The 26,334-nt window shown below is 71.4% G+C and carries 25 protein-coding genes; 1 reads left to right on the top strand and 24 read right to left on the bottom strand.

From position 1 onward, the window contains the following. Positions 1–474: 474 nt before the first annotated feature. The 15 genes from tyrS to pheS all read right to left on the bottom strand — a co-directional run bounded on the left by tyrS (position 475) and on the right by pheS (position 17,471). Positions 475–1,737: a tyrosine--tRNA ligase gene (gene tyrS, locus GVV75_RS04540; RefSeq protein ID WP_159718239.1), complete on the bottom strand. Its 1,263-nt coding sequence runs from the start codon at positions 1,735–1,737 to the stop codon at positions 475–477. 151 nt (positions 1,738–1,888) lie between these two features. Beyond that, a complete protein-coding gene (locus GVV75_RS04535; protein WP_159718237.1) occupies positions 1,889–2,299 on the bottom strand; it encodes a type II toxin-antitoxin system VapC family toxin in 411 nt (136 codons plus the stop codon). Beyond that, a complete protein-coding gene (locus tag GVV75_RS10500; RefSeq protein WP_159523336.1) occupies positions 2,296–2,550 on the bottom strand; it encodes a type II toxin-antitoxin system Phd/YefM family antitoxin in 255 nt (84 codons plus the stop codon). The genes GVV75_RS04535 and GVV75_RS10500 overlap by 4 nt, the downstream gene beginning before the upstream one ends. Before the next feature lie 344 nt (positions 2,551–2,894). Continuing rightward, positions 2,895–3,533 (bottom strand): DNA-3-methyladenine glycosylase, encoded by a 639-nt coding sequence (locus GVV75_RS04525; RefSeq protein WP_442858383.1) that lies wholly within the window; start codon positions 3,531–3,533, stop codon positions 2,895–2,897. A gap of 65 nt (positions 3,534–3,598) precedes the next feature. Next, positions 3,599–5,122, bottom strand: a complete 1,524-nt coding sequence (argH, locus tag GVV75_RS04520) for an argininosuccinate lyase (RefSeq protein WP_236266059.1) — start codon at positions 5,120–5,122, stop codon at positions 3,599–3,601. Positions 5,123–5,129: 7 nt separating this feature from the next. Beyond that, complete coding sequence (locus GVV75_RS04515) at positions 5,130–6,497, bottom strand: O-antigen ligase family protein (RefSeq protein WP_236266058.1); 1,368 nt, start codon at positions 6,495–6,497, stop codon at positions 5,130–5,132. Between the two features lie 155 nt (positions 6,498–6,652). Beyond that, entirely contained in the window at positions 6,653–7,876 is a 1,224-nt protein-coding gene (locus tag GVV75_RS04510) for an argininosuccinate synthase (RefSeq protein ID WP_159523342.1), read from the bottom strand. Between the two features lie 107 nt (positions 7,877–7,983). Continuing rightward, positions 7,984–8,589, bottom strand: coding sequence for an arginine repressor (locus GVV75_RS04505; protein ID WP_236266057.1), 606 nt, complete (start codon positions 8,587–8,589; stop codon positions 7,984–7,986). Further along, the gene (locus GVV75_RS04500) at positions 8,582–9,865 is read right to left on the bottom strand and encodes an acetylornithine transaminase (protein ID WP_159813668.1); all 1,284 of its coding nucleotides are present in this window, start codon (positions 9,863–9,865) and stop codon (positions 8,582–8,584) included. The genes GVV75_RS04505 and GVV75_RS04500 overlap by 8 nt, the downstream gene beginning before the upstream one ends. Then, positions 9,862–10,794: an acetylglutamate kinase gene (gene argB, locus GVV75_RS04495; protein ID WP_159813666.1), complete on the bottom strand. Its 933-nt coding sequence runs from the start codon at positions 10,792–10,794 to the stop codon at positions 9,862–9,864. The genes GVV75_RS04500 and argB overlap by 4 nt, the downstream gene beginning before the upstream one ends. 9 nt (positions 10,795–10,803) lie before the next feature. After that, the gene (gene argJ, locus GVV75_RS04490) at positions 10,804–11,973 is read right to left on the bottom strand and encodes a bifunctional glutamate N-acetyltransferase/amino-acid acetyltransferase ArgJ (protein ID WP_159813664.1); all 1,170 of its coding nucleotides are present in this window, start codon (positions 11,971–11,973) and stop codon (positions 10,804–10,806) included. Next, complete coding sequence (gene argC / locus GVV75_RS04485) at positions 11,970–13,079, bottom strand: N-acetyl-gamma-glutamyl-phosphate reductase (RefSeq protein WP_159626157.1); 1,110 nt, start codon at positions 13,077–13,079, stop codon at positions 11,970–11,972. The genes argJ and argC overlap by 4 nt, the downstream gene beginning before the upstream one ends. Before the next feature lie 70 nt (positions 13,080–13,149). Next, a complete protein-coding gene (locus GVV75_RS04480) occupies positions 13,150–13,644 on the bottom strand; it encodes a flavodoxin domain-containing protein (RefSeq protein ID WP_159813662.1) in 495 nt (164 codons plus the stop codon). A 64-nt stretch (positions 13,645–13,708) separates the two neighbouring features. Further along, positions 13,709–16,375, bottom strand: a complete 2,667-nt coding sequence (gene pheT / locus GVV75_RS04475) for a phenylalanine--tRNA ligase subunit beta (protein ID WP_159813660.1) — start codon at positions 16,373–16,375, stop codon at positions 13,709–13,711. Between the two features lies 1 nt (position 16,376). Then, positions 16,377–17,471: a phenylalanine--tRNA ligase subunit alpha gene (pheS, locus tag GVV75_RS04470; RefSeq protein ID WP_159813658.1), complete on the bottom strand. Its 1,095-nt coding sequence runs from the start codon at positions 17,469–17,471 to the stop codon at positions 16,377–16,379. A 214-nt stretch (positions 17,472–17,685) separates the two neighbouring features. On the opposite strand from pheS, the gene GVV75_RS04465 reads away from it, so the two are divergent. Further along, the gene (locus GVV75_RS04465) at positions 17,686–18,612 is read left to right on the top strand and encodes an alpha/beta fold hydrolase (RefSeq protein ID WP_159626165.1); all 927 of its coding nucleotides are present in this window, start codon (positions 17,686–17,688) and stop codon (positions 18,610–18,612) included. A 40-nt stretch (positions 18,613–18,652) separates the two neighbouring features. Here the strand turns inward: GVV75_RS04465 and GVV75_RS04460 are convergent, their stop codons facing one another. The 9 genes from GVV75_RS04460 to GVV75_RS04420 all read right to left on the bottom strand — a co-directional run bounded on the left by GVV75_RS04460 (position 18,653) and on the right by GVV75_RS04420 (position 25,986). Further along, positions 18,653–19,522 (bottom strand): amino acid ABC transporter permease, encoded by an 870-nt coding sequence (locus GVV75_RS04460; protein WP_159523360.1) that lies wholly within the window; start codon positions 19,520–19,522, stop codon positions 18,653–18,655. Further along, positions 19,519–20,175 carry an amino acid ABC transporter permease gene (locus tag GVV75_RS04455; RefSeq protein ID WP_159523362.1) on the bottom strand — a complete coding sequence of 219 codons (657 nt, stop codon included), beginning with the start codon at positions 20,173–20,175 and terminating at the stop codon, positions 19,519–19,521. Before GVV75_RS04455 ends, GVV75_RS04460 begins: the two co-directional genes overlap by 4 nt. Before the next feature lie 82 nt (positions 20,176–20,257). Next, on the bottom strand, positions 20,258–21,259 hold the full coding sequence (locus GVV75_RS04450; protein ID WP_159523364.1) for a glutamate ABC transporter substrate-binding protein: 1,002 nt from the start codon (positions 21,257–21,259) through the stop codon (positions 20,258–20,260). A gap of 42 nt (positions 21,260–21,301) precedes the next feature. After that, positions 21,302–22,087 carry an amino acid ABC transporter ATP-binding protein gene (locus tag GVV75_RS04445; protein WP_159523471.1) on the bottom strand — a complete coding sequence of 262 codons (786 nt, stop codon included), beginning with the start codon at positions 22,085–22,087 and terminating at the stop codon, positions 21,302–21,304. A gap of 151 nt (positions 22,088–22,238) precedes the next feature. Then, positions 22,239–23,114, bottom strand: a complete 876-nt coding sequence (locus GVV75_RS04440; RefSeq protein WP_159813656.1) for a TrmH family RNA methyltransferase — start codon at positions 23,112–23,114, stop codon at positions 22,239–22,241. Between the two features lie 102 nt (positions 23,115–23,216). Then, positions 23,217–23,597 carry a 50S ribosomal protein L20 gene (rplT, locus tag GVV75_RS04435; RefSeq protein ID WP_159523368.1) on the bottom strand — a complete coding sequence of 127 codons (381 nt, stop codon included), beginning with the start codon at positions 23,595–23,597 and terminating at the stop codon, positions 23,217–23,219. Positions 23,598–23,625: 28 nt separating this feature from the next. Then, a complete protein-coding gene (gene rpmI / locus GVV75_RS04430) occupies positions 23,626–23,820 on the bottom strand; it encodes a 50S ribosomal protein L35 (RefSeq protein ID WP_159523370.1) in 195 nt (64 codons plus the stop codon). 90 nt (positions 23,821–23,910) lie between these two features. After that, positions 23,911–24,714: a translation initiation factor IF-3 gene (infC, locus tag GVV75_RS04425; RefSeq protein ID WP_236266056.1), complete on the bottom strand. Its 804-nt coding sequence runs from the start codon at positions 24,712–24,714 to the stop codon at positions 23,911–23,913. Positions 24,715–25,197: 483 nt separating this feature from the next. Beyond that, a complete protein-coding gene (locus GVV75_RS04420; protein ID WP_413227787.1) occupies positions 25,198–25,986 on the bottom strand; it encodes an SseB family protein in 789 nt (262 codons plus the stop codon). Positions 25,987–26,334: the final 348 nt, after the last annotated feature.

Below are 26,334 nucleotides of genomic sequence, written 5' to 3'. Positions count from 1 at the left end.
CACGCCCCAAGCCCACCAAAAACAAAGCAAACCAAGAACGCGCCCACTCCATACAAGCCCAGAAAAAAAGACCAGGCCCAACCCACACCACCACCAAAAACAGCAGCAGCACAGGCCAAACAAAAAACAAGACATAAACAAGCATGACACGCTATCGAGTTCTCAAACAACACACCCACCCCACAACAACAACCCCACAACAGGGCCACCATCACAAGAAGGCGCGGAGGGAACTTTAACAGAATGGAGCGCTTTGGATCAAACCGAGGATCGGTGATCCCGATCTCGCGCCCCTCTGTTCAGTTCCGGCCGGTCGACCCCGGGATGACCCCGGCGCCGCGTTTGGCCGAGGAGTAGATTACGTAGCGCCCGCCGCGCCGTCAAATAACAAGTCGGTGACGGTGCCCACATAGGCACCGCCACCGACTTTTCCCAGATCAGAGGGCTTCGACCACGCGACCGCGAGCCCCCGCGTCACTTACTGCGCGCCACTGAGAGCGTCCTGCGCCCCTTGCGCACGAGGACCACTCCCCCGGCGAGCAGGTCAGCCTCGGTCACCACAGCCTCCTCATCGGTCACCTTGGCGTTGTTGAGGTAGGCGCCGCCGGCAGCGATCGTCCGGCGAGCGGCTCCGCGCCCCTTCTCCAGCCCGGCGCCGACGAGCAAGTCGACGATCGTCGACTCCCCCACGATGAGCTCCGAGCTCGGCAGGTCCGCGGTGGCCGCCGCCATGGTGGCCTCGTCGATCCCGGCCAGATCGCCTCGGCCCCAGAGCGCCGCCGTGGCCGCCTCGGCCCGCGCGAGCGCCTCCTCGCCATGGACCCAGCGCGTGACCTCTCGGGCGAGCGCCCGTTGGGCCTCGCGGGCCTTGGGGTTCTCGGTGGCGCTCGCCTCCAGGCGCTCGATCTCCTCCCGGTTAAGGAAGGTGAAGACCTTGAGGAAGCGCACGACATCCGCATCGTCGACCTGGAGCCAGAACTGGTAGAAGGCGTAAGGGCTGAGCATCTCTGGGCTCAGCCAGATGGCCCCGCCCTCGGACTTGCCGAACTTCGTTCCATCGGCCTTCGTGATGAGCGGGTTCGTCATGACGTGGACGGACGCGCCCTCGACCTTGTGGATCAGGTCCATGCCGCCGACGATGTTGCCCCACTGGTCGTTGCCCCCCAGCTCCAGGGTGCAGCCGTAGCGGCGGTAGAGCTCGAGGTAGTCGTTGGCCTGGAGGATCTGGTAGCTGAACTCGGTGAAGGAGATACCCTCCTCGCTGGCCAGGCGACGGGCGACGATGTCCTTGGCGAGCATCGTGCCCATGCGGAAGTGCTTGCCAAGGTCACGCAGCAGGTCGATGGCGCTGATCTCGGCGGTCCAGTCGAGGTTATTGACAATGCGGGCGGGGTTGTCGCCGTCGAAGTCCAGGAGGTGCTCGAGCTGGGCCTTAAGCGAGTTCGTCCACTCGGCGACGACCTCCTTGGTGTTCAGGGAGCGCTCGCCCTTGGCACGCGGGTCGCCGATGAGGCCCGTGGCACCGCCCACGAGGGCCAGCGGGCGGTGTCCGGCCAGTTGGAGGTGGCGCATGACCTTCACGGCGACGAGGTGGCCGTGATGGAGCGAGGCCGCGGTCGGGTCGAATCCGATGTAGAAGGTGAGCGGCCCGTCGTCGAGAGCCCTGCGGAGCGCGTCGATGTCGGAGTGCTGGGCGATGAGGCCCCGCCATTGCAGCTCGTCGAGGACGTCGGTCACGATCGTGTCGCCTTCCCATGGTTGACACCCAAGGCCCCGTGGAGCCCGGGTCCGGGGAGAGAGGCCCCGGCGCCGCAAGTCTGCCACGTCCGGCGCCCGCTTCCCCGCGCCGCCGCGTGCCCGGAGCGCGCGCTGGGCGCCGTGAGCCGTTTCAATCGCCGTCCAGCGGGGGGTCCGCGCCCGGCGCCAGCACCTGAACCCCCATGTCGCGCGCCGAGTCGATGAGACGCTTGTCGTAGGTGATGAGATACGTGGCGCCGCATCGGATCGCCGCGGTGAGATGGAGAGCGTCCAACGAGCGCAGACTGCGTCCTCCGACAAGACCCGCCTCCGTGTAGAGAGAACGCGGCATGTCATAGAGCGAGACCCCTTCGAGGAGTTCCGTGACGGCCCCTTGAGTGAGAAGGCGGTTGCGCGAGGCCGCCCTGCGTAGCTCGGTCTCGAGCAGGAGGGCACTGACAAGATCAGCGTTCTGCTCGTCGATCATCTGAGCCAGTGCCGCCGACTCCGCCTCCTCCACAAGGAGTTTGAGAGCCGCTGAGGTGTCGAGGTACCACTTCATCGCTCGTCACGGATCCCAGCGAGGAGGTCCTCAGTGCTCTCCTCGAGTCGAACCCGCCGCAATTCGGAGAACCTGTGGCGGCGTCCGGCGGGCTTGACGCATCTCAGGTCGCCATCGGTGGCGATCGGGGAAAGGCGCGCTACTGGGACGCCCCTGCGAGTCACCGTCATATCCTCGCCGGCCTCCACACGGCGAAGCACAACAGCGCTGTCGTTTCGCAGGTCTCGTTGACTGATTCGCGCTGCTCCCACGAATGGATTGTAGCATCACGTAGCACATCGCTGGTATGCCGTGTGACAGTGGGCCCCGCCGTCACAGAGAGGGACGCGACCTGACGGCGGCGCGCACGAGCCCCCTCCGGGCCGGTCCCAGGCGAGGGTGTAGCGGCGGTAGAAGCGACGCCACACCCGTGACCCCGGGAGGATCTGCGCCGCCGCCCGGCGGATCTCGGCCAGGCGCTCCAGGCCGGCCTTAAGCGGCAGGTGGCGTAGGACAGTGACGTATATCACCGTCTCGAAGCGCCCGAACAGTCCGATGGCGTCGGCGAGAAGCTCATCATGTAAGGCCGTGTTGGGGTTCCAGTAGTCCCCGGGCATCACGCCCCTCCCTGCGCGGCTCTTCCTCGCCTGGCCCGCCTGGGCGCGGCTGCCTTGTAGGGCGAGACGGTGGGCTCCCCGTCGATCCAGAAGCGCCAGGGGAAGGCCTGGCCGTCTCCCCCGGGACCGGCCACGCCCGTGCGCGGGCCCATGCGGATAGCGCTCGGCGCCGGAGCATTGCCGGGCCCGGCCAGGGTCAGGCTCACGCGGGAGCCGGGCGCACCTAGTGCGACGCCGTCGTCGTCGCGAGTCAGTCCCAGCGACCGGCACAGGCGCGCGGGCCCACGGGCCAGGTCCCGGTCGGCGCGCGCCGTCAACCGGCGTGATCGCGCCAGGTCGAGCCCCTCAACTACCTCACCGCCGCGCAGCAGCACGGCGCGGGACATGCCCTCGGGCCCGGTGACGACGTTGACGCAGTGGTGCATGCCATAGGTGAAGTAGACATAGATGACACCGCCCGCGCGGAACATCGAGGCGTTGCGGGCGGTGAGGCCCCGGTAGGCGTGGGAGCCGGGGTCCCGCTCACCCCGGTAGGCCTCGACCTCGGTCAAGCGCACCGAGACGGTTCCCTCGGAGTCGGTGGCGGACAAGACCGCCCCCAGGAGCCGCGGGGCCGCCTCCAGGGAGTCGAGGGCCAGGACCCGCCGAGTCTCCTCGGCGAGGCCGGCCCCCTGCGGCCGGAGCCCGGGCTCCGCGCCCACCGTCAGTCCTCCGGCTCCGCACCCGGCCCGGCCGGACCGTCCAGGAGCGAGCCCTCCCAGCTGAAGACCCGCAGCTCGGCACTGCGCTCGATCGCCCGGGCCAACTGCTCGACGACGCGCACCGGGGCGGTGCCGCCGTGCCCGCGACGCGCCGCCACCGAGCCCTCGGCAGACAGGACCTCCCTCACGCCCGGGGTCAGGCGCGCGTCGACGGCCGCAAAGTCCTCATCGCTGAGGTCCCACAGCTCGATGCCGCGCTCCTCGCACTCGCGCACGCAGGCCCCCGAGATCTCGTGCGCCTCACGGAAGGGCACCCCGTTCTTCACCAGCCACTCGGCCACGTCCGTGGCCAGGGAGAAGCCCTGCGGGGCGAGCTCGGCCATGCGCTTGTAGTTGAGGGTCATGGTCTCGACCATGCCGGAAACCGCAGGAAGGAGCACCGCGAGGGTGTCGAGCGCGTCGAAGACCGGTTCCTTGTCCTCCTGCAGGTCGCGGTCATAGGCCAGCGGGAGGGCCTTGAGGGTGGCGAGAAGGCCGGCGAGGTTGCCGATGAGGCGCCCCGCCTTGCCGCGGGCGAGCTCGGCGACGTCCGGGTTCTTCTTCTGCGGCATGATCGATGAGCCCGTGGAGTAGGAGTCGTCGAGGGTGACGAATCCGAACTCCTTGGTGTTCCAGATGATGATCTCCTCGCTCAGGCGCGAGACGTCCACGGCCGTCATCGCCAGGATGAAGGTCATCTCCGCCACGACGTCACGGGCCGACGTGCCGTCGATGGAGTTCTCCACCGAGGCGTCGAAGCCGAGGTCGGCGGCGACGGCGTCGGGGTCCAGCCCCAGCGTGTTGCCGGCCAGGGCGCCGGAGCCGTAGGGGCTCACCGCGGCGCGGGCGTCCCAGTCCTCCAGGCGCTCGACGTCGCGCATGAGCGGCCAGGCGTGGGCGAGCAGGTGGTGGGCGACGAGCACGGGCTGGGCGTGCTGCATGTGGGTGCGGCCCGGCATGATCGCCTCCCCAGCGGCGGCGGCCTGGTCGACGAGGGCATCGACGACGTCGAGGGTGAGTCCGGCGACGTGGCGGGCCTGGTCGCGCAGGTACATGCGGATGAGCGTGGCGATCTGGTCGTTGCGCGAGCGGCCCGCCCTCAGGCGCCCGCCGAGGTCCCCACCGGCGCGCTCCATGAGGCCGCGCTCGAGGGCCGTGTGGACGTCCTCATCCGCCGGGGTGGGGGCGAAGGCACCGCTGACGACGTCGTCCTCAAGGCGGTCCAGGGCCTCAAGCATGCCGGTGAGCTGGTCGTCATCGAGCAGGCCCGCGCCCGCCAGCGCGCGGGCGTGCGCGCGAGAGCCGGCGATGTCGTAGCGGGCCAGTCGCCAGTCGAAGTGGGTGGACACGCTCAGGGCGGCCAGGGCCTGGGCGGGGCCGCCCGTGAAGCGCCCGCCCCACAGGCTGATAGCGCCCCGGCCCTCCGGGGGGTTACTGGAAGGGGCGGCATCTGCGGCGTCGGGAGCGCGGTCGATCGGAGGCGTCATGCCCCCATCATGACGCATTCACCGGCAGGGGGTCCTCCCCGATCCTGGTCCGGCTGGGCCGCTCGGCCTCCTTGACGGTGAGGCGGTGCAGGCCCAGCCACGTGCCGATGGCGCAGGCGACCATCCAGTTTCCCTCGGACAGCAGGCGGGACTCGGTCAGGGCCTGGATCGCCAGCGCGGCGGAGACGAGGAGCGGCAGCAGCACCGAGGGCGCGGAATCGAGGTAGACCAGGGCGAGCCGTCCGGTGCGCACGAGGAGCAGCAGGACGACGGCGACGATGAGGACGAATCCGACGATGCCCGTTTGGAACAGCGCCTCAAGGTAGGCGTTATGCGCGCTCATGGTCGGGGTGCCGTCGGGGCGGACGACGAGCGTCTGGAACACCGGGAGCCAGGGCTGCCAGTACATGACCCATCCCCATCCCAGGATGGAGTGCTGCTTCCACAGGTCGATGACGCGCTCCCAGATGATCGCCCGGCCCGACATGTCGGGGCTGCGGTTGAGCAGCATGGCCAGGTCGTGGCGGAAGAGGAGCGCCATCAGGCCGATCAACAGGCAGGCCGCGGCGGTTCGCAGGATCGCCTGGTAGCGCTGCTCCCGGGGCACGTGCCGCAGCCACCACATCACCACGGCGAGGATCGCGCAGATCACCGCCGCCACCGTCACCGTGGCCGAGCGCGTCAGGACGAGCGTGAGCACCGAGAGCGAGGACCACACGATGAGGTGGGAGCGGCTGATCTGCCGGTCTCTCCATCTCACGACCACGCAGATGAGGGCGAGCAGGGCGATGAAGGCCAGCGGGTTGCGGTTGCCGACGATCCCCTGGATCGGGCCTCCCTGGAGGAGCCGGTCCTCGCTCCAGAAGTAGGAGATGGGCACGCTCTCCCATCCCCTCATGTAGAGGGGGATGAGAGGGTGCTTGAGAACGAGCGCCACGTAGGCCTCGAGCACCAGGCTCAGCGCAATCGTGGCCTCAAGGGAGCGCCCCAGGGCGACCGTGAGCTGGCGCAAGGAGAGCGCGCAGGCCAGGAGGATGCCGGCCGCGGTGGTCGCCACCATGAGGGCGGAGGCGAGAAGGGTCTCGTCGGGGAACTGGGTCCAGGCGATGCTGGCCACGCACCACAGGCAGTAGGCGCATATCGCGCGGGGCAGCGCGCGCCACACGATCCGGTGCCCCTCGAGGCGGAAGGCCGCGTACAGCGCGATTCCACTGATCGCCGCGATGATGCCGAAGGGCGTCCAGCCCACGACGTTGCGGATGCCCTGCCCGGAGAAGGTCAGGAAGAAGGCCCACACGGCGAGGCCGGGGATGACCGAGCGCCCCTGGGCGCGCCCCGCGGGGGCGTCGATCTCCTCACGCTGCATTCTTGTCATCCGTGTCTGTCGGTCCTGGTCCATCGGCGCTCCCGCGGGCGATGCCGGACGACGGAGCTCCTCAGATGTTAGCCCCACATAGCGCTCCAGCGCGTCCCGATGGGCCGCGCGCGGCCAGTGGCCCCCCCGCGCCACTGGCCGCGCGCTCACCGGGATCAGAAGCCCGCGCCCTCGCCGAGGCGCTCGGCCCTAGCGGCGGCGAGCTTGGGCTGCATGCCGTAGATCTCAATGAATCCTCGCGATGAGGACTGGTCGAAGGTATCGCCCGAGTCGTAGGTGGCCAGGTTGAAGTCGTAGAGCCCGGTCTCGCTGCGGCGCCCGTTGACGGTGGCGCGCCCGCCATGGAGGACCATCCGGATGTCGCCGCTGACGTAGCGCTGGGTGTCCTCGATGAAGGCGTCAAGGGAGCGCTTGAGCGGCGAGTACCACTGCGCCTCGTAGACGAGCTCGCCCCAGGTCTGCTCGATCTGGCGCTTGTAGCGGCGCTGGAGGCGCTCGAGGGTGACGGCCTCCAGGGCCCGGTGGGCCTCGATGAGGGTGACGGCGCCGGGCGCCTCGTAGATCTCCCGGGACTTGATGCCCACGAGGCGGTCCTCGACCATGTCGATGCGGCCGATACCCTGGGCGCCTGCCCTGCGGTTGAGCTCCTGGATGGCCTGGAGCGGGGTGACGGCGGCGCCGTCGATCGCCACGGGCACTCCCTCCTCGAAGGTGATGATGACCTCGTCGGGCAGCGGCGGGTAGGTGGGGTCATCGGTGTAGGTGTAGACGTCCTTCGTCGGGGCGTTCCACAGGTCCTCCAGGAAGCCGGTCTCGATGGCGCGCCCCCACACGTTCTGGTCGATGGAGAAGGGGTTGTGCTTGGTGGTCTCGATGGGCAGGCTGTGCTTCTCGGCGTAGTCGATGGCGACGTCGCGCGTCAGGGCGAGGTCGCGCACCGGGGACAGGCAGTCCATGTCCGGCGCCATGGAGGTGATGGCGACCTCGAAGCGGACCTGGTCATTGCCCTTTCCGGTGCAGCCGTGCGCCACCGTCGAGGCGCCGAACTCGCGGGCGGCGCGCACGAGGTGCTTGGCGATGACCGGCCGGGACAGGGCGGACACGAGCGGGTAGGTTCCCTCGTAGAGCGCGTTGGCCTTGAGCGCCGGCATGCAGTAGTCGGTGGCGAACTCATCGCGGGCGTCGGCGATGTAGGCCTCGACGGCGCCGCAGTCGAGTGCGCGCTGGCGGATGACATCGAGGTCCTCGCCGCCCTGCCCGACATCAACCGAGACCGTGACCACCTCTCGGCCGGTCTGCTCTCCGATCCAGCCGATGGCGACTGAGGTGTCCAGCCCGCCGGAGTAGGCCAGGACGACGCGATCAGTGTTCTTGTTCATGAGGGATCTCCATAGGAGGGGTTGTGCCGGCGGGCCGGCCTGTCGGTTGGAGGGAGCGCCCGGGCAGGGCGTGGCGCTCCTTCGGGGGGCGGGGAGGGGATCGGCCGTCAGCGTCGTCCCGATGGGTCGGCCAAGGCGAGCAGATGCGTGGCCACGCGGGCCGCGATCTCCTCGGAGCGGGTGATGACCAGGACGGTGTCGTCCCCGGCGATGCAGCCCAGGACCCCGGGGAGCATCGAGTCATCGACGGCGCTGGCCAGCAGCTGGGCCGAGGCGGCCGGGGTGCGCAGCACGAGCTGGCCGCCGGACCACTCGGCCGTCACCAGCAGGTCGGCGCACCAGCGGGCCAGGCGGTGCGTCGTGTAGGGGCCCAGGTCGTTCTCATCGGCGCCCTCAACCACTGCCTGCGCCGAGCGCAGCTGCCCGGGCGCCCCGGCCTCGGGGACGGAGTAGACGAGCGCGCCGTCGCAGGTCCGGATCTTCGTGGCGCGCAGCTCGACAAGGTCCCGGGACAGGGTGGCCTGGGTGGTGCTCACGCTCCGCTCGGCGAGGGCCTCGCGCAGCTCGGCCTGGGATCGGATCTGGGAGTGGCCCAGGATCTGACGGATGAGGGCGTGCCTGGCGGCCTTCGTGGCCGGCGCCGTCGGAACGGCTTGGGCGAGGTGCTCGGCCCTGGTCGCGGGCGCGCCGGGATCGTTCATGCGCTCAGTCATGGCTCCCCGCAGTCGTCGAGGCGCCCTCGGAGGCGCTCGCCAGGCGCTTGGCGAGGAGGGTCGAGAGCTCGGAGGTGAAGGCGTCGGCGTCCTCATCGGACAGGATGAGGGGCGGCGCCAGGCGCAGGGTGTCGAGCCCGGGGGCGTTGACGATGAACCCGGCCCGGGCGAGGTCCTCGGCGATGGCCGGGGCGGGCCCGACCGCGGGGTTGAGCGCGACGCCGATGAGCAGTCCCAGTCCGCGCGTGGAGGCGACGCCGGGGACCCGGGCGATCTCCGACGCCCACCTGCGGCCCAGGTCCGCCGCGCGAGCCAGGAGGCCCTCGGAGCGCAGGGTGTTGATGACGGCCAGGGCGGCGCTGGCCGACACCGGGTTGCCGCCGAAGGTGGTGCCGTGCTGCCCCGGGCCGAGGAGTTCGGCCGCCTGGCCGGTGGCCACCACCGCGCCGATCGGGATCCCACCGCCCAGGCCCTTGGCCAGGGTGACAACGTCGGGGACGACGCCGGGGGCCAGGAGGTGGTGGGCCATCCAGGCGCCCGCGCGGCCCATGCCGGTCTGGACCTCGTCGATGATGAGCAGGGCGCCGGCGTCGCGGGTCAGGTCACGGGCGGCCTCGAGGTAGCCGTCGGGCATGGGGCGCACGCCGGCCTCGCCCTGGATGGGCTCGACGATGAGGGCCGCGACATCGGCCCCCATGGCGTCCCTCAGGGCGCTCACGTCCCCGGCGGGCACGAACTCGATTCCCCCGGGAAGGGGCTCGAAGGGCTCGCGGTAGGCGGCCTTGTGGGTCATGGCGAGCGCGCCCATGGTCCGCCCGTGGAAGGCCTGCTCGAGGGCGAGGACGCGGGGCCGGGAGGGGCCTCCGTGGCGGCGGGCGATCTTGAGCGCCCCCTCGTTGGCCTCGGTGCCGGAGTTGGCCAGGAAGACACGGGAGGCGCCGGGCTCAGCGCCCGGGAGGGTCAGGGCGATGAGCTCCTCGGCCAGGCGGACCTGGGCGGGGGTGGTGAAGAAATTGGAGACGTGCCCCAGTGAGGCCAGTTGGGCGCTCACGGCCTCGATGACCGCCGGGTGGGCGTGGCCGAGGCAGTTGACGGCGATGCCCGCGAGCAGGTCGAGGTACTCAGCGCCGTCGGCATCCCAGACCCTCGTCCCGCTGCCCCGCACGAGGACGCGCGAGGGCGTGCCGAAGGTGTTCATGACGGCGCTGGCATAGCGGTCACGCCATTCGGCGTTGCCGCCCGCGCTCCGCGGCGCGGTGGTGGTCGTCTCGGTCATAGCCGTTTCCCTCCGTCCAGTGGTGGCGCGGGGCTGTCCCCCGGGTGGATGACGGTGCCCACTCCCTCATCGGTGACGATCTCCAGGAGCATGGAGTGCGCCTGGCGCCCGTCGATGACATGGGCCTGCCCCACTCCCCCGCGCACGGCCCGCAGGCAGGCCTCCATCTTGGGGATCATGCCGCTGGCGAGGCTGGGGAGCATCGCCTCCAGGGCGCGGGCGGAGATGAAGGGGACGAGCGACGAGCGGTCCGGCCAAGCGGCGTAAAGGCCCTCGACGTCGGTGAGCATCACCAGTGAGCGGGCCCTCAGCGCGATGGCGATGGCGGCGGCGGCGGTGTCCGCGTTGACATTGAGGACGGTCGCCGAGTCGCTGACCAGCGGAGCCACGGAGGAGATGACGGGGATGCGGCCCTGATCGAGCAGGTCGATGATCGGCTGGGGGCTGACCTCGACGACGTCGCCGACGAGGCCGACGTCCACGCTGGCCCCGTCGACGGTGGCGGAGCGCTGGCTGGCGCGCAGCAGGCCGCCGTCCTCCCCGGAGATGCCCACGGCGGCGGACCCGTCGACGTTGAGCAGGGAGACGAGCTCGCGCTGGACCGAGCCGGTGAGCACCATGCGGACCACGTCCATGACCTCCGGGGTGGTCACGCGCAGCCCGCCGCGGAACTCCGACTCGATGCCGAGGCGGCCCAGCATCTCGTTGATCTGGGGGCCGCCGCCGTGGACGACGACGGGCCGCACGCCGACCTGGTGGAGGAAGAGGATGTCCTGGGCAAAGGCCCGTTTGAGGCCCTCGTCGATCATGGCGTTGCCGCCGTACTTGATGACCATGGTGGCGCCCTTGTAGCTGCGCAGCCATGGCACGGCCTCAAGGAGGACCTCGGCCTTAATTTGGGGGCTGATCTGGGATGTCTCGATGCTCATCGCGAATGCTCAGGTGGTGTAGTCGGCGTTGATGGTGACATAGCCGTGAGTGAGGTCATTGGTCCAGACGGTCGCCCGGGCCGATCCCGCCCCCAGGTCGATGTCGATCCGGGTCTCCCGGGGGCGCATGTCCACGGAGTCCCGGGGCTCGCCCGGGCCGCCATGGCGAAAGACGGTGACGCCGTTGATGGTCACGTCCACCTCATCAGGGTTGAAGGGGCAGGCCTCCTCGGGAACGGTCCCGAGCTGTGACAGGACGCGCCCCCAGTTGGGGTCCTCACCGGCGATGGCGCATTTGAGCAGGTTGGAGACCGAGACGGCGCGGGCCGCGGCCTCGGCCGCCTCCTCGCTGGCCGCGCCCAGCACGGTGATGGCGATGTCGTGAGTGGCGCCCTCGGCGTCGGCGACGAGCCTGCGGCCCAGCGCACCCAGGACCTCGTGGACGGCATCGGCCAGCTCGGCATCCGTCGGGGTGATCCCGGAGGCCCCAGAGGCCAGGAGGAGGACGGTGTCGTTGGTGGACATGCAGCCATCGGAGTTGATGCGGTTGACGGTGCGCGCGGCGGCGCAGGCCAGGGCGGCCTGGGCGGCGCCGGGCTCGACGACGGCGTCGGTGGTGAGCACGCAGAGCATGGTCGCCAGCCCGGGCGCGAGCATGCCCACGCCCTTGATCATGCCGCCGATAGCCCATCCGTCGCGGACGGCCGCGGCCTCCTTGGGGACGGTGTCGGTGGTCATGATGGCGACGGCGGCCTCGTGGCCGGCCTCGGGCGTGGCGGCCAGCGCGGCGAGCGCGGCGTCCACGCCGGGGAGCAGGGAGCCCATGTCGATGGGCTCGCCGATGACGCCGGTGGAGCACACGAGGACGTCAGTGGGCTCGCAGCCGAGGAGCCCCGCCACGTGGGCGGCGGTGGCGGCGGCATCGGCGGCCCCGTGCTCGCCGGTGCAGGCGTTGGCGGAGCCGGAGTTGAGAACGACGGCGCGCGCCGCGGGGCCGGCGGCCAGGGCCTGGCGGGACCAGGTCACGGGCGCGGCGACCACCCGATTAGTGGTGAACACCCCGGCGGCGACCGCCAGCGGGCCGTCATTGACGACGAGGGCGAGGTCGGGATTCCCCGAGGCCTTGAGCCCGGCCGTGACTCCCGCGGCGCGGAATCCTTTGGCGGCTGTGATGCTCACGGCGCTACTCCTGACATGATGACGCCCGTGGTCTCAGGCAGGCCCAGGGCGAGGTTGAGGGACTGGATGGCAGCAGAGGCGGTCCCCTTGCCGAGGTTGTCGATGGCGCACATCATCGTCGCCACCCCGGCCGCGGCGTCGACGGCGACCTGCACATGGGCCAGGCCGGAGCCGAGGACGGAGCCGGTGGTGGGCCACGCGCCCTCGGGCAGGACGTCGATGAGGGCCTCGCCGTCGCCGCCTGAGCCGTAGGCGTCGATCCAGGTCTCGCGCAGGCGGGCCTGGGGGTCGTCGGCGCCGAGCGCGAGCGCGGTCAGGGGGGCGATGACCGTGGCGAGGATCCCCCGGCTCATGGGCACGAGCACCGGGGTGAAGGACAGGCGCGTGGTTCCCGCAGGAAGGCCCGCGACCTGGAGGTTCTGGACGATCTCCGGGATGTGGCGGTGGGTGCCGCCCACGGCGTAGGCCTGGGCGGAGCCGAGGGCCTCAGCGGCGGTGAGATGGGGCTTGAGGGACTTTCCCGCCCCGGAGTAGCCGACCGCGAGGACCGCGGTGAGCGAGGAGGTGTCGATGAGGCCGGCCGCGGCGCCGGGCTGGGCGGCGAGGGTGACGGCGGTGACGTTGCATCCGGGGACGGCGATGCGCGTGGCGGCGCTCAGCGCGGCACGCTGGGCGGTTGGGCTGGTCTCGCCGGCGTGGAGGAGCTCGGGCATGCCGTAAGCCCAGGGCTCAGCGAAGGGACCGCCGTAGTAGTGCTCCCAGGCCGCGGCCGAGGTGAGGCGGTGGTCGGCGCCGCAGTCGAGGAGGATCGGGGAGCGCCCCGAGGACCGAGCGGCATCCTCAATGGCGGCGGTGACCCGCCCGGAGGCCCCATGCGGGAGAGCGAGGATGACGACGTCATGCTCGGCCAGGCGCCCGGCCTCGGTGGGCTCGACCTCCCGCATCGCCAACTCGGGCAGGTGGGGGTGGATCTGCCCGAGACGCGCCCCGGCCGAGGAGTTGGCCGTCACAGCGCCGATCTCGATCTCGGGGTGCGCGGCGAGAAGCCTGAGGACCTCGCCTCCGGCATATCCGGTCGCGCCCGCGACCGCTGCTGTCCACGTCATACGTGAACCATACACGCCATTGCATAGACATGCACACGGCGAGGCCGGGGCCTCACGGAGCCGGGCTCCCTCAGGGCCGGCCGCGCAGGCAGGAGGCGATGGAGTCGGCGAAGGCGCGCACGGCTCCCCAGTCGCGGAAGTCGCCCTCGGAGGCGCCGCCCATCCTGGCGATGGTGCGCTCGCGGAGGTTGAGTTGAGCCGGGTCCAAGCGCCCGGAGAAGGTCACGTGCTCGCGCGCGTTGAGGGACAGGAGCACAGGCCCGATGCGCAGCGGATCGCTCACCCCGCCCTTGTCCACTCCCGACAGGCCCACGGAGAAGGCCCACACGGGATGGGCGGAGAGCTCCTCGCGGAAGCGGCGCGTGAAGTCGGTGGCCTGCTCGGTCCAGCGCGTCATGTAGATCGCACTGCCCAGCACGAAGGCGTCATACCCCTCGACGCTGGTCACCTCCTCAGGGCGAGCCTCATCGACGTCAAAGCCCGCCTCGCGCAGGCGCTGGGCGATGACGCCGGCGATCGAGTCAGTGGTGCCGTGGCGGGACGAGGAAGTCAGGAGGATCGTCATGACGGAAAGTCAAGCACGAAGACCAGGATCACGCTGGGACTCCAGGCCCTGAATTCGCAGGGCCTCAGGCGCGCAACTCGGCCCCCAGGGTCTTGGCGGCGCGCTTGACGATCCGCTTGCGGAGGCCGGCGGTGTCCTCGGCCGTCAGAGTGCGGTCGGCGGCGCGCAGGCGCAGGGAGAAGGCGAGCGACTTGCGCCCCTGGCCCAGCTGCTCGCCGCGGAAGACGTCGAAGAGGCGCACGTCCTCGGCCAGGTCCTTGGCGGTGGCGCGGATGAGCGCCTCCACCTGGGAGGCGGTGACGGATTCGTCGACGACCAGCGCGATGTCCTCCTTGGCGGCCGGGAAGGTCGAGATCGAGCCCATCTGGGGGACGCCCCGGCCCTCGGCGGCGTCGAGGAGGGCGTCGAGGTCGATCTCCACGGCGCAGGAGCGCTCGGGCAGGCCGAGGGCGCGCGCCACCCGAGGGTGCAGTTCGCCGGCGTGCGCGACGACCTGGCCGGGGATGACCTCCCGGCCGGCCCTGGTCGCCGGCAGGCGGAGCTCGGCGACGCGCCCGGGGTGCCAGGGGGCGACGGGAGCGGCGGGCGCGGCGGCCTCCACGCCCAGGCCCACGGCGTGGGCGACGGCGCGCGCGGTCTCCACGGCGTCGGCCCAGTCCCAGGGGCGGGCGGGGCCGAGCACGCCGGCGCGCTCACGATCCCCCGCCAGGACAACGCCGATGTGGAGCGGCTGGGCGGGGATGCCGGCCTCGAGGGCGGCGAGCTCATCGTCGGTGGGGCGCCGGTCCACGCCGATGATCGGCGCGGGCACGGTCCCCGCCGGACGGGTGACGGCCCCGACCTCGAAGACGGCGACGTCGGGCAGGCCGCGGGAGATGTTGCGGCGGGCGGTGTCCACGAGGGTGTCGAGGATGGAGATGCGCAGCGCGGGGGCGTCCTCGGCCAGCGGGTTGACCAGCCGGGCCGCCCGGCGGCGCGGGTCATCCGCGGGGATTCCGAGGCGGTCGTGGGCATCGCCGATGAAGGGGTAGGACAGGACCTGGGTCAGGCCGGCGCGCGCGAGAGCGGCGACGGCGTCGCGCCGCGCCTTCTGCCGGGGGGTCAGGCCCAGCCCGGCGGGCGCAGTGGGCACGATCGTGGGGATCGCGTCGTAGCCGTCGAGACGGGCGACCTCCTCGGCGAAGTGGGCGGCGCCCACGAGGTCGGGGCGCCAGGTGGGCCGCGTGACGGCGAGGAGCTCGCGGCCGGCGCCGTCGGTGCCCGCGGGGGCGACGGCACAGCCGATCATCTCAAGCAACTCGGTGACCCGCGCGGTGCCGTAGGCCACGCCCGTGAGCCGCTCGGCGGCGTCGGCGCGGATGACGATCGGCTCGGGCGCGCTGGTGCGGTCGATGTCGGTGGCCACGGGCTCGGCGCTGCCGCCGCCGTACTCGACGAGCAGGTCCACGGCCCTCTGGGCGGCGACGGCGGCCAGGGCCGTGTCCACGCCACGCTCGTTGCGCTTGGAGGACTCGGTGGGCAGCTTGTGGCGCCGCGAGGAACGGGCGATGGAGACGGCGTCGAAGTGGGCGGCCTCGATGAGCACGTTGCGCGTGGAGTCGCTGACCTCGGTGTCGGCGCCGCCGAAGACCCCGGCCAGGACGAGGGGGCGCGCGCCCTGTCCGCCGTCGGAGTCGGAGATGACCAGGTCCTCGAGGTCAAGGGCGCGGGTGACCTCATCGAGGAAGGTGAGGGACTCCCCCGGCCGGGCGCGGCGCACGACAATCGGGGCGACGAGCTTGTCGGCGTCGAAGGCGTGGAGGGGCTGTCCCAGGTCGAGCATGACGTAGTTGGTCACGTCAACGGCCAGGCTGATGGGGCGCATGCCGGCGGCGGTGAGGCGGTCGGCCATCCACTTCGGGGACTGGGCCGTGGGGTCGATGCCGCGCACGAGGCGGGCCACGTAGCGGTCGCAGCCGGGGCGGCCGTGAATGGGGGCGGGGTCCTCGGCGATGAGGACGGGGAAGCCCTCGCCGGCGCTGGTGGAGGCATCGGCCACACCCACGGGGAACAGGCCGGTGTTGGCGCCGTCGGCGGGATCGGTGAAGCGGGCGCCGGTGGAGTGGGAGTACTCGCGGGCGACTCCGCGCATGGAGAAGCAGTAGCCGCGGTCCGGGGTGATGTTGATCTCCAGGACCTCCTCCCCCAGGCCGAGCAGGGGCAGGGCGTTGGTGCCCGGCGCGGGCAGCTCCTCGCCGTCGTGCCCGTGGGCGGCGAGCCACTGGTCCAGGACGATGATGCCGGAGTGGTCCTCCCCGATGCCCAGCTCCCGGGCGGAGCAGATCATGCCGTCGGAGACGTGGCCGTAGGTCTTGCGGGCGGCGATGGCGAAGCCCCCGGGCAGGACGGCCCCGGGCAGGGAGACCACCACCGTGTCCCCGGCCTCGAAGTTGTGGGCGCCGCAGACAATACCGCGGCTGGGCAGGTCGCTGGGCTCCTTGCCGGTGCCGGGGGCGTCATTGTGCTCGGGGCCGACGTCCACGCGGCAGTAGTTGATGACCTTGCCGTTGGACTGCTCCTTGGCCTCGCGGGTGAGGACCTTGCCGACGACGAGAGGGCCGGTGATGGCGGGGGGAACGATCCGCTCCTCCTCCAGGCCGACGCGCACGAGGGCTGAGGCGAGCTCCTCGGCGGTGGTGGAGGTGGGGGCGTCGACGTGCTCGCGCAGCCACTCCAGGGGGACGTACGGCATGTCAGTGGCCCTTTCCAGTGGTTCCGAACTGCTGGGAGAAGCGGATGTCCCCCTCGACGATGTCATGCATGTCGGCGATGCCGTGGCGCAGCATGAGGGTGCGCTCCAGGCCCATGCCGAAGGCGAAGCCGGTGTAGACCTCAGGGTCGATACCGCAGGCAATGAGCACATTGGGGTTGACCATGCCGCAGCCGCCCCACTCGATCCAGCCGGGCCCGCCCTTCTTCTGCGGGAACCACAGGTCCATCTCGGCGCTGGGCTCGGTGAAGGGGAAGAAGGAGGGGCGCAGGCGCGTGCGGGCCTCGGGGCCGAACATGGCGCGGGCGAAGTGGTCGAGGGTTCCCTTGAGGTGGGCCATGGTCAGGCCCTTGTCCACGGCCAGGCCCTCGACCTGGTGGAAGACGGGGGTGTGGGTGGCGTCGAGCTCGTCGGAGCGGAAGACCTTGCCGGGGCACGCGACATAGATGGGGGGATCGGAGGCGAGCATGACATGGGCCTGCACCGGGGAGGTGTGGGTGCGCATGACGAGGTTCGAGGGCTCGCCGGGGGCGGCGCCCACGGAGGCGCCGTCGATGTAGAAGGTGTCCTGCATCTGGCGGGCCGGGTGGTCGGCGTCGAAGTTGAGGGCGTCGAAGTCGAACCACTCGTGCTCAACCTCCGGCCCCTCGGCGATGGCCCAGCCCATGGCGGCGAAGAAGTCGGAGACCTCATCCATGAGGACGTCCAACGGGTGGCGGGCGCCTGCGGGGACGCGGCCGGTGGGGATGGTGACGTCAACGGCCTCGGTGGCGAGCATGTCCGCCTCTGCGGCGGCCTCGAGCTCCGCAGTCCGCGCGGCGAGGGCGGCGCTCAGCCGGCCCCGGGCGGCGCCGAGCAGCTTGCCGGCGGTGGGCTTGTCCTCCTTGGGCAGGGCGCCGATGGAGCGGTTGGCGGCCACGAGCGCGGAGGCGTCGCCGGTGTAGGCCAGTCGCGCCTCCTTGAGCGCCGGCAGGGAGTCGGCGGCGGCGATGGCCGCGAGGCCCTGCTCGACGACGGCGCTGATGCCGTCGGCGTCGAGTGGGGACAGTGCGCCGGTCGCGGCGGCTGCGTCATTCATATGCGGGCGCCTTCCTCGAAAGGTCCAGTGCGGTGCGGCGCCGCCCGGAGTGCCGGGATCGCGCGCGAGCGCGCCCGACGGCGTGGCCGCTGGTGCTGGGCCCAGGGTAGTGCCCCGGCCCGACGGGGACGAATCCGTCCCGCCCCCGAGCCCCGCCGGACCCTGGGACCCGTCTTGCACGACTCCGAATGCCACGGCCGGTAGGCTCTTGCGCATGCTGACGCCTATCGTTGGTGCGGTCCCGCACGCCCCCTTCGGACCGGAGCCCCTCGACGAAGACCTGCGGATACTGGCCATCCCCGCGCCGGCGGGCGGGCTCACCGCGACTCTCGCCCAGGCGGCCCCCGCCGGGGAGGGCGGCGCCGAGCCCGTGCGCGCGCTGTTCATCCCCGGCTTCACCGGCTCGAAGGAGGACTTCTCCTCCTTCCTGCCCATGGTCCAGGACGCCGGCTACACCGCCCTGGCGTACTCCCAGCGCGGCCAGGCGGACTCGGCGGCCCCCAAGCGCACCCGCGAGTACCGGATCGAGAACTACGTGGAGGACGCCCTCGCCGTCGCCAGGTCCTTCGGGGCCCAGGACGTCCCGGTGCACCTCGTGGGGCACAGCTTCGGCGGGATCATCGCCCGGGCGACGGCCATCGCCGACCCGACGCTCTTCCGCACCCTCACGATCTTCTCCTCGGGCCCCAAGCCCGGGCCCCGCATGTGGATGATGCACGGGATGCGCCTGCTGTACGGCCCTCTCGGCGCGAGGATCGCGCACCGCCTCATCCACCCCAGGATGCCCAAGGAGCCCCAGGGGAACTCGCATCTGGAGGTGCTGCGCCTGCGGGCCCTGGCCACCCCCATGGCCGGCCTGAGGGGGATCGCGAAGATCGTGGCGCGCTTCCCCGACATGACCGAGCCACTGCGCGCCACCGGGCTGCCGCTGAACGTCGTCGTCGGCGCGAATGACACGATGTGGCCAGTGCAGTGGTACGAGCCCTGGGCTAAGAGGCTCGGCGCGTCCTTCACGCTCATCCCCGACGCCGCCCATTCCGCCCAACTGGAGAATCCCTCAGCGCTGCTGGAGGCGCTCACGGCCTTCTGGTCCGCCAACGATGAGGCGGCCCCCGAGCCGGGGCCCGCCCAGGGGGCGTGAGCGCCAGCCCCTCCCCAGCGCGCTCGGGGGCTGCGGGCGGTCAGCGGCTACGGGCCTCGATGCGGCGCGCGGCGGCGGACAGCGCCCAGTTGATGACCACGTAGATGAGGGCAACGACGACGTAGGCGGGCAGGTAGATGTCGAAGCCCGCGGCGTTGGTGAGCACCTTGGTGGCGTACATGAGTTCGCCGTAGGCCACCACGTACCCCAGCGACGTGTCCTTGAGGATCGTCACCATCTGGGTGATCAGGGTGGGCAGCATGAGCCGCAGGGCCTGGGGGGCGAGGACGAGCCGCATCGTCTGCCCCGAACTGAGCCCCAGGGCGGCCGCCGCCTCGGACTGGCCGGCGTCCAGGGAGCGCACGCCGGAGCGGAAGACCTCCGCCGTCGTCGCGGATGTGCACATGACGATGGGGACCACGAGCATCCACATCGCTGGCAGGGTGGGGCCCCAGTGGGGCACGGCCAGGAGGAAGAAGTAAACGAGGAGCAGCATGGGGATGGCGCGCATCGCGTCGATCCACAGGCCGACGGCGCCGCGCAGCGCCGTGGAGCGGGCCATCCGCGCCCAGCCCAGCGCGATGCCGATCGGGAAGGACAGGAGCGCTGAGACGGCGGCGGCCCGCAGGGTGTCGAGGACCGCCAGGCCCAGATAGCTGACGATCGACTCGCCCAGGAAGTAGCGCCATTTCGCGTAGTCGAGCTGCCCGGCGCCCGAGAGGTGGTGGATACCGACGGCGACGAGCGCGATCACGAGGGCGGTCACCGCCAGTGAGGCGAGCAGGATCCTGGCCCGGCCTCGTGGGCCGGGGGTGTCGAAGAGGAGGGCGGCGTCCCCGGCCGCGCGCCCCCGCCGGGAGTCGGGCGCCCTGTCCGTGAGGCTGCCGGTGATGGCGGTGAGAGCGCTCATGCGGACGCCCCCCGCGAGTTCTCCAGGCGGCGCTCCAGGGCGTGGCCGAGGCGCGTGGCCGCGAAGGCCAGGGCCAGGTAGATGAGCCCGGAGACCAGGAAGCAGACGACGGCCTCGGCGTACAACAGGTTGAGCTGCTGGGTGACGCTGGTGAGCTCTCTGACCCCGATGGCCGCGGTGAGGGAGGAGCCGATGAGGCAGGAGATGAAGATGTTGACCAGAGGTTGGATGACTCGGGCGAGGGCCTGGGGAAGGACCACCTGGCCGATGATCGCCCCGAAGCGCATCCCCAGGGCGCGGGCCGCCTCAATCTGCCCGCGCGGGACGGAGTTGATCCCGCTGCGCACGGCCTCGCAGACGAACCCCGAGGCGGAAAAGACGATGGCGAGCACGGCCGCCCAGAAGAGGCTGATGGGCACCCCCGCGCGCGGGGCCGCGAAGGCGGCGAGGATCATGAGGCACAGCGTGGGGATGTTGCAGGCCACGGCCACCCAGGCCGCGCCGAGCGCTCGCAGGGGAGGGATCGGGCCGACCCGGAAGATGGCGATCATCGTGCCCACGGCGAGCGCCCCCGCGTAGGCGAGAAGCGAGATGATGAGGGTGGTCCTCAGTCCCTCACCGATCAGGCCGAGATTGTCGAGGATGACATGCACGGGCGGTTCTCCTTTCCCTGCCGCGCGTCCTTGCCGCTGAGCGGCCCGTTGGGCCGGCGCGCCGGCCCAACGGGCGGTCGCATCAGGCGGCCGGGGCGGCTGTGCGCGCGCCGGCGACGGAGCCGATGACGGGGGGCTGAGGCACATCGCCCCCGATGATCGCGCCGATGGTGGACTGCCAGATCCTGGTCCAGGTGCCGTCGGCCTCGATGGCGGTCAGGAAGCCGTTGACGAAGGCCTGGGCGTCGGAGTCCTTGGGCAGCCCGAGGCCGTAGGGGTCCTCGGTGAAGGGCTGGCCGACGATCTTGATGTCGGCGCTGTTCTCGGCGGCGGCCAGCAGGAGGGACTCGTCGACGACATAGGCATCGACCTGCTTGGTCTGCAGGGCCGACAGGCAGGCGGAATTGTCGTCGAAGGGGGTCGGCTTGGCGTCGGGGCACGCCTTGGCGAGGGCGGCCTGGGAGGACGATCCGGACTGGACGGCGACGGTCTTGCCCGCCAGGTCGGTCACGGAGGCGATGCCGGTGGTGTCCTTGTGGACGGCGACGGCCTGGCCGGAGGAGTAGTAGGGGCCGGCGAAGGAGATCTTCTGGGCCCGCTCCTCGGTGATCGTGTAGGTGGCGATGACGGTGTCGACGGTGCCGTTGGTCAGCAGGGTCTCGCGGGTGTCGGAGGTGGCCTGGGTGATCTCGACGAGGTCGGCGGCGCGGTCGCCCCCGATGATGTAGCGGGCGAGCGCCTGGCCGATGGCCGCGTCGAAACCGGTGACCTTGTGGGTGGTGGGGTCCTCGATGGAGAAGACCCGGGCCGTCTTGGACCCGCCGATCCGGAGCTTGCCGGCCTTCTTGATGGCGCTGGCCCAGGTGGAGGCCGCCACGACGTCGTCGGCCGCGACGGGGCCGGAGTTGACCGCGGTGTCGTAGTCGGCCCCCGCGGTCGAGGAGGCCACCGCCTTGCCGTCGGCGCCGGTGTCGGAGCAGGCCGCGAGGGTCAGGGCGACGCCGAGGCCTCCCGCGCAGGTGAGTAGGCCGCGCCGGGAGACGGCGGGGCGGGTGATCGATCGGAGCGTCGTGGGGAGAGTCATGGCGGGTCCTTTCATCAATGGTGCGGAGAGGAGGATCGATGATCAGTGCGAGAGGACCTTGGCGAGGAAGTCACGGGCGCGGTCGGTGCGCGGCGCGGTGAAGAACTCCTCGGGAGGGGCCTGCTCGACGATGCGCCCGGCGTCCATGAAGACGACGCTGTCGGCCACGGAGCGGGCGAAGCCCATCTCGTGGGTGACGACGAGCATCGTCATCCCGGATGTGGCCAGGTCGCGGATGACATCGAGGACCTCGTTGATCATCTCGGGGTCGAGGGCGGATGTGGGCTCGTCGAAGAGCATCGCGATGGGGTCCATGGCCAAGGCGCGGGCGATGGCGACGCGCTGCGCCTGGCCGCCGGAGAGCTGGGAGGGGCGCTTGCCCGCCTGATCGGCCAGGCCCACGCGGGCGAGGAGCTCGTGGGCGCGGGCCTCGGCGTCGGCGCGGTCCATGCGGCGCACCTTGATCGGGGCGAGCGTGATGTTGTCCAGGACGGTGCGGTGGCCGAAGAGGTTGAAGGACTGGAAGACCATGCCGACCTCGGCGCGAAGCCTGGCCAGGTCCCTGCCCTCCTCGGGGAGGAGCTCGCCGTCGATCTCGATGGTGCCGGCGTCGATGGTCTCAAGGCGGTTGACGGTGCGGCACAGGGTGGACTTGCCCGAGCCGGAGGCTCCGATGACGGCGACGACCTCGCCCCGGTGGATGTCCAGGGAGACGTCGTCAAGGGCGGTGAAGTCGCCGAAGCGCTTGGTGATGCCGCTGATGCGGATGAGAGGGGCGGCGGGGCCGGTGGTTCCGGATCCGCCGACGGGCCCGGCGCCGGTATCCATGGGTGCTGTCACGCTGACCTCGTTCTCGGGGCGGTGCTGAGGCTGCGGGCGGAATGCCCGCGAGCAGGAGCAACGCAACCTTGCCCCGGATCATTCCCGCCGTCTCCCGTCGTCCACGGAGCGGACTGCGCCCGAGGAGCGGCGGGGGCCGTCAGACGCGGCTGGCCGCGGCACGGCGCGCGCGGGCGGAGGCGTAGAGGCACAGGGCCGCCGCGGCGGCGACGTTGAGGGACTCGGCCCTCCCGAGGATCGGGATGGAGACGACGGCGTCCGCGCGGCTCAGGGCCTCGGGCGTGAGCCCGTGGGCCTCGTTGCCGAGCAGCCAGGCGCTCGGGGCCGTCAGCAGCCCGCCGGAGGCCGCCGAGCCCTCGGCCTCGAAGAGGTCCGTGTCCCCACGGCTGTCCGCGGCCAGGATCGTCAGGCCCGCCGCGCGCAGGGCCACCACGGCCTCCTCCAGGCTCACACCGGTGATGACGGGCAGGTGGAAGAGGCTTCCCGCCGTCGAGCGCACCACCTTCGGGGAGGTGGCCTCCACGCTGCCGCGCAGGAGGATGACGGCGTCGGCGCCCGCGGCGTCAGCGGCGCGGATGATCGTGCCCGCGTTACCGGGATCCTGGGCCTCGGCGAGGACGGCGACGAGGCCCGCGCCTTCAAGGGCTCCCTCCAGGGCGCTGGCGCCGCTGCTCTCCCCCATCGAGACGACGGCGAGCACTCCCTGGGCATCGGCCGACATCGCGGTCATGACCTCCGCAGTTGTCAGATGGCAGTAGAGCCTCGCGCCCCTCGCCTCGGCCCAGATCTCTGGGTGACGATCGGCGGCGGCCTCGGTCATGTAGAGGTCGAGGACCCGCTCGGGCGCCCAGCGGACCGCCTCGCGCGCCCCCTGAGGCCCCTCGACGAGGAATCGCCCATGCTTGGAGCGGGCCTGCCTGCGGGCGAGCCCAGCCACGCGGGCGATGCGCTGGGAGGCCGGGTTGTCGAGGATCTGCGGGGTGTCGTCATGGTCGATGGGCGTCGCGGGCGTCATGACGGCAAGCCTACGGGAGCCCCGGGGAGCGATCAGCGCGTGAGCTAAAACGGCGCCGCCGCCCTCGTGGGGAGGGCGGCGGCGCCGTCTGAGGCGTGGGCGTCAGGCCTTGGGGGCGTTGACGTCCTTGGGGAGGGCCTTGCGGGCGGTCTCGACGAGCGCCTTGAAGGCAGCAGGCTCGTTGACGGCCAGCTCGGCGAGCATGCGGCGGTCGATCTCCACGCCGGCCAGGCCGAGGCCCTGGATGAAGCGGTTGTAGGTCATGCCCTCGGCGCGGGCGCCAGCGTTGATGCGCTGGATCCACAGGCGGCGGAAGTCGCCCTTGCGCGCGCGGCGGTCACGGAAGGCGTAGACGCCGGAGTGGGTGACCTGCTCCTTGGCCTTGCGGTAGAGGCGGGAGCGCTGGCCGCGGTAGCCCGAGGCCTTCTCGAGAACAGAACGACGCTTCTTGCGGGCGTTAACAGCCCTCTTCACACGTGCCATGCGATGTCTCCTTCAGACGTTGGGCCGGTCAGCGACCGAGCATCTTCTTGACCTGGCGAAGGTCGGCGGGGGCGACCGGCTGGTCCGCGGACAGCTTGCGCTTGCGGCGCGAGGACTTGACCTCGAGCAGGTGGCGCTTGTTGGCCTGCTCGCGCATGAGCTTGCCGCTGCCGGTGACCCGGAAGCGCTTCTTGGCACCGGAGTGCGTCTTGTTCTTCGGCATTGTCGGTTTCCTCTTGTCGGCTCGGTGACCGGCTGGCCCCGGGCTGCGGACCCCACCGGCTGTGGCCGGGGGGTGGGTCTGGGTGAGGCCTCAGGCCTCGGTGGCCTTCGCCGGGGCAGCCGGCTTGGCGGGTGCCTTGGGCTTCGCCTGAGTAGCCGGCTTGGGCGCGGGCGCCTTGGCGGGAGCCGCGGGCTTGGCAGCAGCCGGCTTGGGCGCGGCCGCCTTGGCGGCGGGCTTGGGCGCGGCCGCCTTGGCGGCGGGCTTGGGCTCGGCCGCCTTGGCGGCGGGCGACTTCGCGGCGGGGGCCTCAGCCGCCTGAGCGGCCGAAGCCGCCTGAGCGGCGGCCTGCGCGGCCTTGGCGGCGTGCTTCTCGGCGCGGCGGGAGGCGCGGGCCTCCTCACGACGGCGCCGCTGGTCGGACTTGACCTCCGCCTTCTTGCGGGTGGGGGCCAGCACCATGACCATCTGGCGGCCATCCTGGCGCGGATGGGACTCAATGGTGGCGAGCTCGCCGACCTCCTCGGCGACCTTCGCCAGCAGGCGCACACCGAGCTCGGGACGGGACTGCTCGCGGCCGCGGAAGCGGACGATGCACTTGACCTTGTCCCCGCCCTCGAGGAATCGGCGCACGTGCCCCATCTTGGTGGCGTAGTCGTGATCGTCGATCTTGGGCCGGAACTGGATCTCCTTGAGCTGCGTGTTCGCCTGGTTGCGCCGGGCGTCGCGCGCCTTCATGGCCGACTCGTACTTGAACTTGCCGTAGTCCATGAGCTTGCACACCGGGGGGCGCGCGTCAGGGGCGACCTCGACAAGGTCGAGACCGGCCTCCTCGGCCAGTCGGAGGGCATCCTCCACGCGGACGACGCCGACCTGCTCGCCACTGGGGCCGACCAAGCGCACCTCGGGGACGCGGATCCGTTCGTTTATACGGGGCTCGCTGATGGCTGTTCCTCACTCCTTGTTCGGATTCCGTGGCAACGGGAAAAGCCCCCGCTGCGCATCGCTAGCGGAGGCCTCATATGCTCGTACGAGCACGCCGACGCGCGGGCACGAGCCCATTGCGCCAGCGCCGGGGGCATGCCCTCGGCAGGAAACCCGGCCCCTTGACGGGACCCAGGTGGGATTGCTCCGCTTGCGCGCCGGGGATGGACCCCGGCCGGTCAACCACTGAGGCTACCAGAACGCGCGCGTCCATCCCAAGCCGGGAGCGGCGCGATTCCAGGAGACCCACGTGGTGCTGCTCACGCAGCCCATTCCTCTGCTCTCATGCCCCAGGCCGCCACGACGGCGGCCGAGAATGCCCGCGGCGCCGCTCCGATGGGGACGGCGGGCGCCCTGATGACGGACCAGGGGCATCGGCCGGCCGCCGATGGGGCGTCAGGCGGGGATGGGGCAGAGCTCGATGGTGTCGATGAGCTCACCCCAGGCGGGATTGACCATGACGCGCTGACAGCCGTCGAGCGCGGCGGCGACGGCGGGCATGCCCTGGCCGGCGTCCACGCGGATGAAGACCCGCAGCTCGGAGGCCTCTCCGGGAGCGAACGCGACGCCGGTGACGCCGTCGACCGCCTCCAGCTGGGCGCGGACCTCGGACTGGATGGGGTCGGAAGCCCAGGAGGGGATCCAATCCTCTCCCCCGGCGAGCGCGACCACGGCGGGCCGGGGCAGGCGCAGGTCGAGGGTCCCAGGGTCGAGGACCCAGAGCTGGTCAGTGTGCTCGCAGGCGACCGCCGCGGCACGATGAGGATCGACGGGGACAGGGCGCACGTCATCGCGCCAGGCGCTCATGGCGGCCGCGGAGGTGAAGACGGGCAGGGCGATGTGGCCGTCGGGCAGGGTGACGGCCAGGGTGGCGGCGTCGCGGCTGGCGTCGTTGGTGTGGACGGCATGGGGGGCGGTGGCGCCGGTGGGGGCGGTGAGCGCGTGAGCGGCGACGGGGACGATGACGCGCGTGGCGGTCAGGGCGGCGACGACGCCGCGCATGTACTCGTGGCGCGGCAGATCGGTGGCCGTGATGGCGGCGGTCACCTCGGGGATCGGCGAGCCGTCGTCATTCGCGAAGGGCGTGGGGGCGGCCAGGAGCCGCTCCATCTTCGCGCGCGCGGCGAGCGCCGCGTCGAGTTGCGGATCGACTGCGGCGGCGCCGTCAGCATTCATGCCGGTCATTCCTCCCACGCCATTGAGATCCTTCACGCCCCATCCTAATCGCGAGACCGGTCGTTGTTAGGAGCGAGACCGGTCGTTGTTAGGAGCGAGACCGGTTCGCTGTCCGCAGGGCGGTGCTGGTGGGGCAGGGTGGGTGGGGCCCTAGGGTTGGGGCCCGACGGCGATGCCGCCGTCGTCTGGGGCCGACCTGGGGCCTCGCGCTTGCCCTGGTCCACGACCGCATCGACTCCTCGCTTGGAAGGCCCCAGAACCCATGACCCCCGCGCCCCATCGCCCTAGCCCTCCTGGCCTGCTGCGCCCTGGCCCCAGGACTACTGATCCTAACGGCCAGCACCAAGGACCCCACCC

Source organism: Actinomyces sp. zg328 (assembly GCF_009829635.1).
Lineage (GTDB): Bacteria > Actinomycetota > Actinomycetes > Actinomycetales > Actinomycetaceae > Actinomyces > Actinomyces marmotae.
The sequence above is the reverse complement of the archived record's forward strand: the minus strand, read 5'-3'. Positions and strand labels throughout refer to the sequence as shown.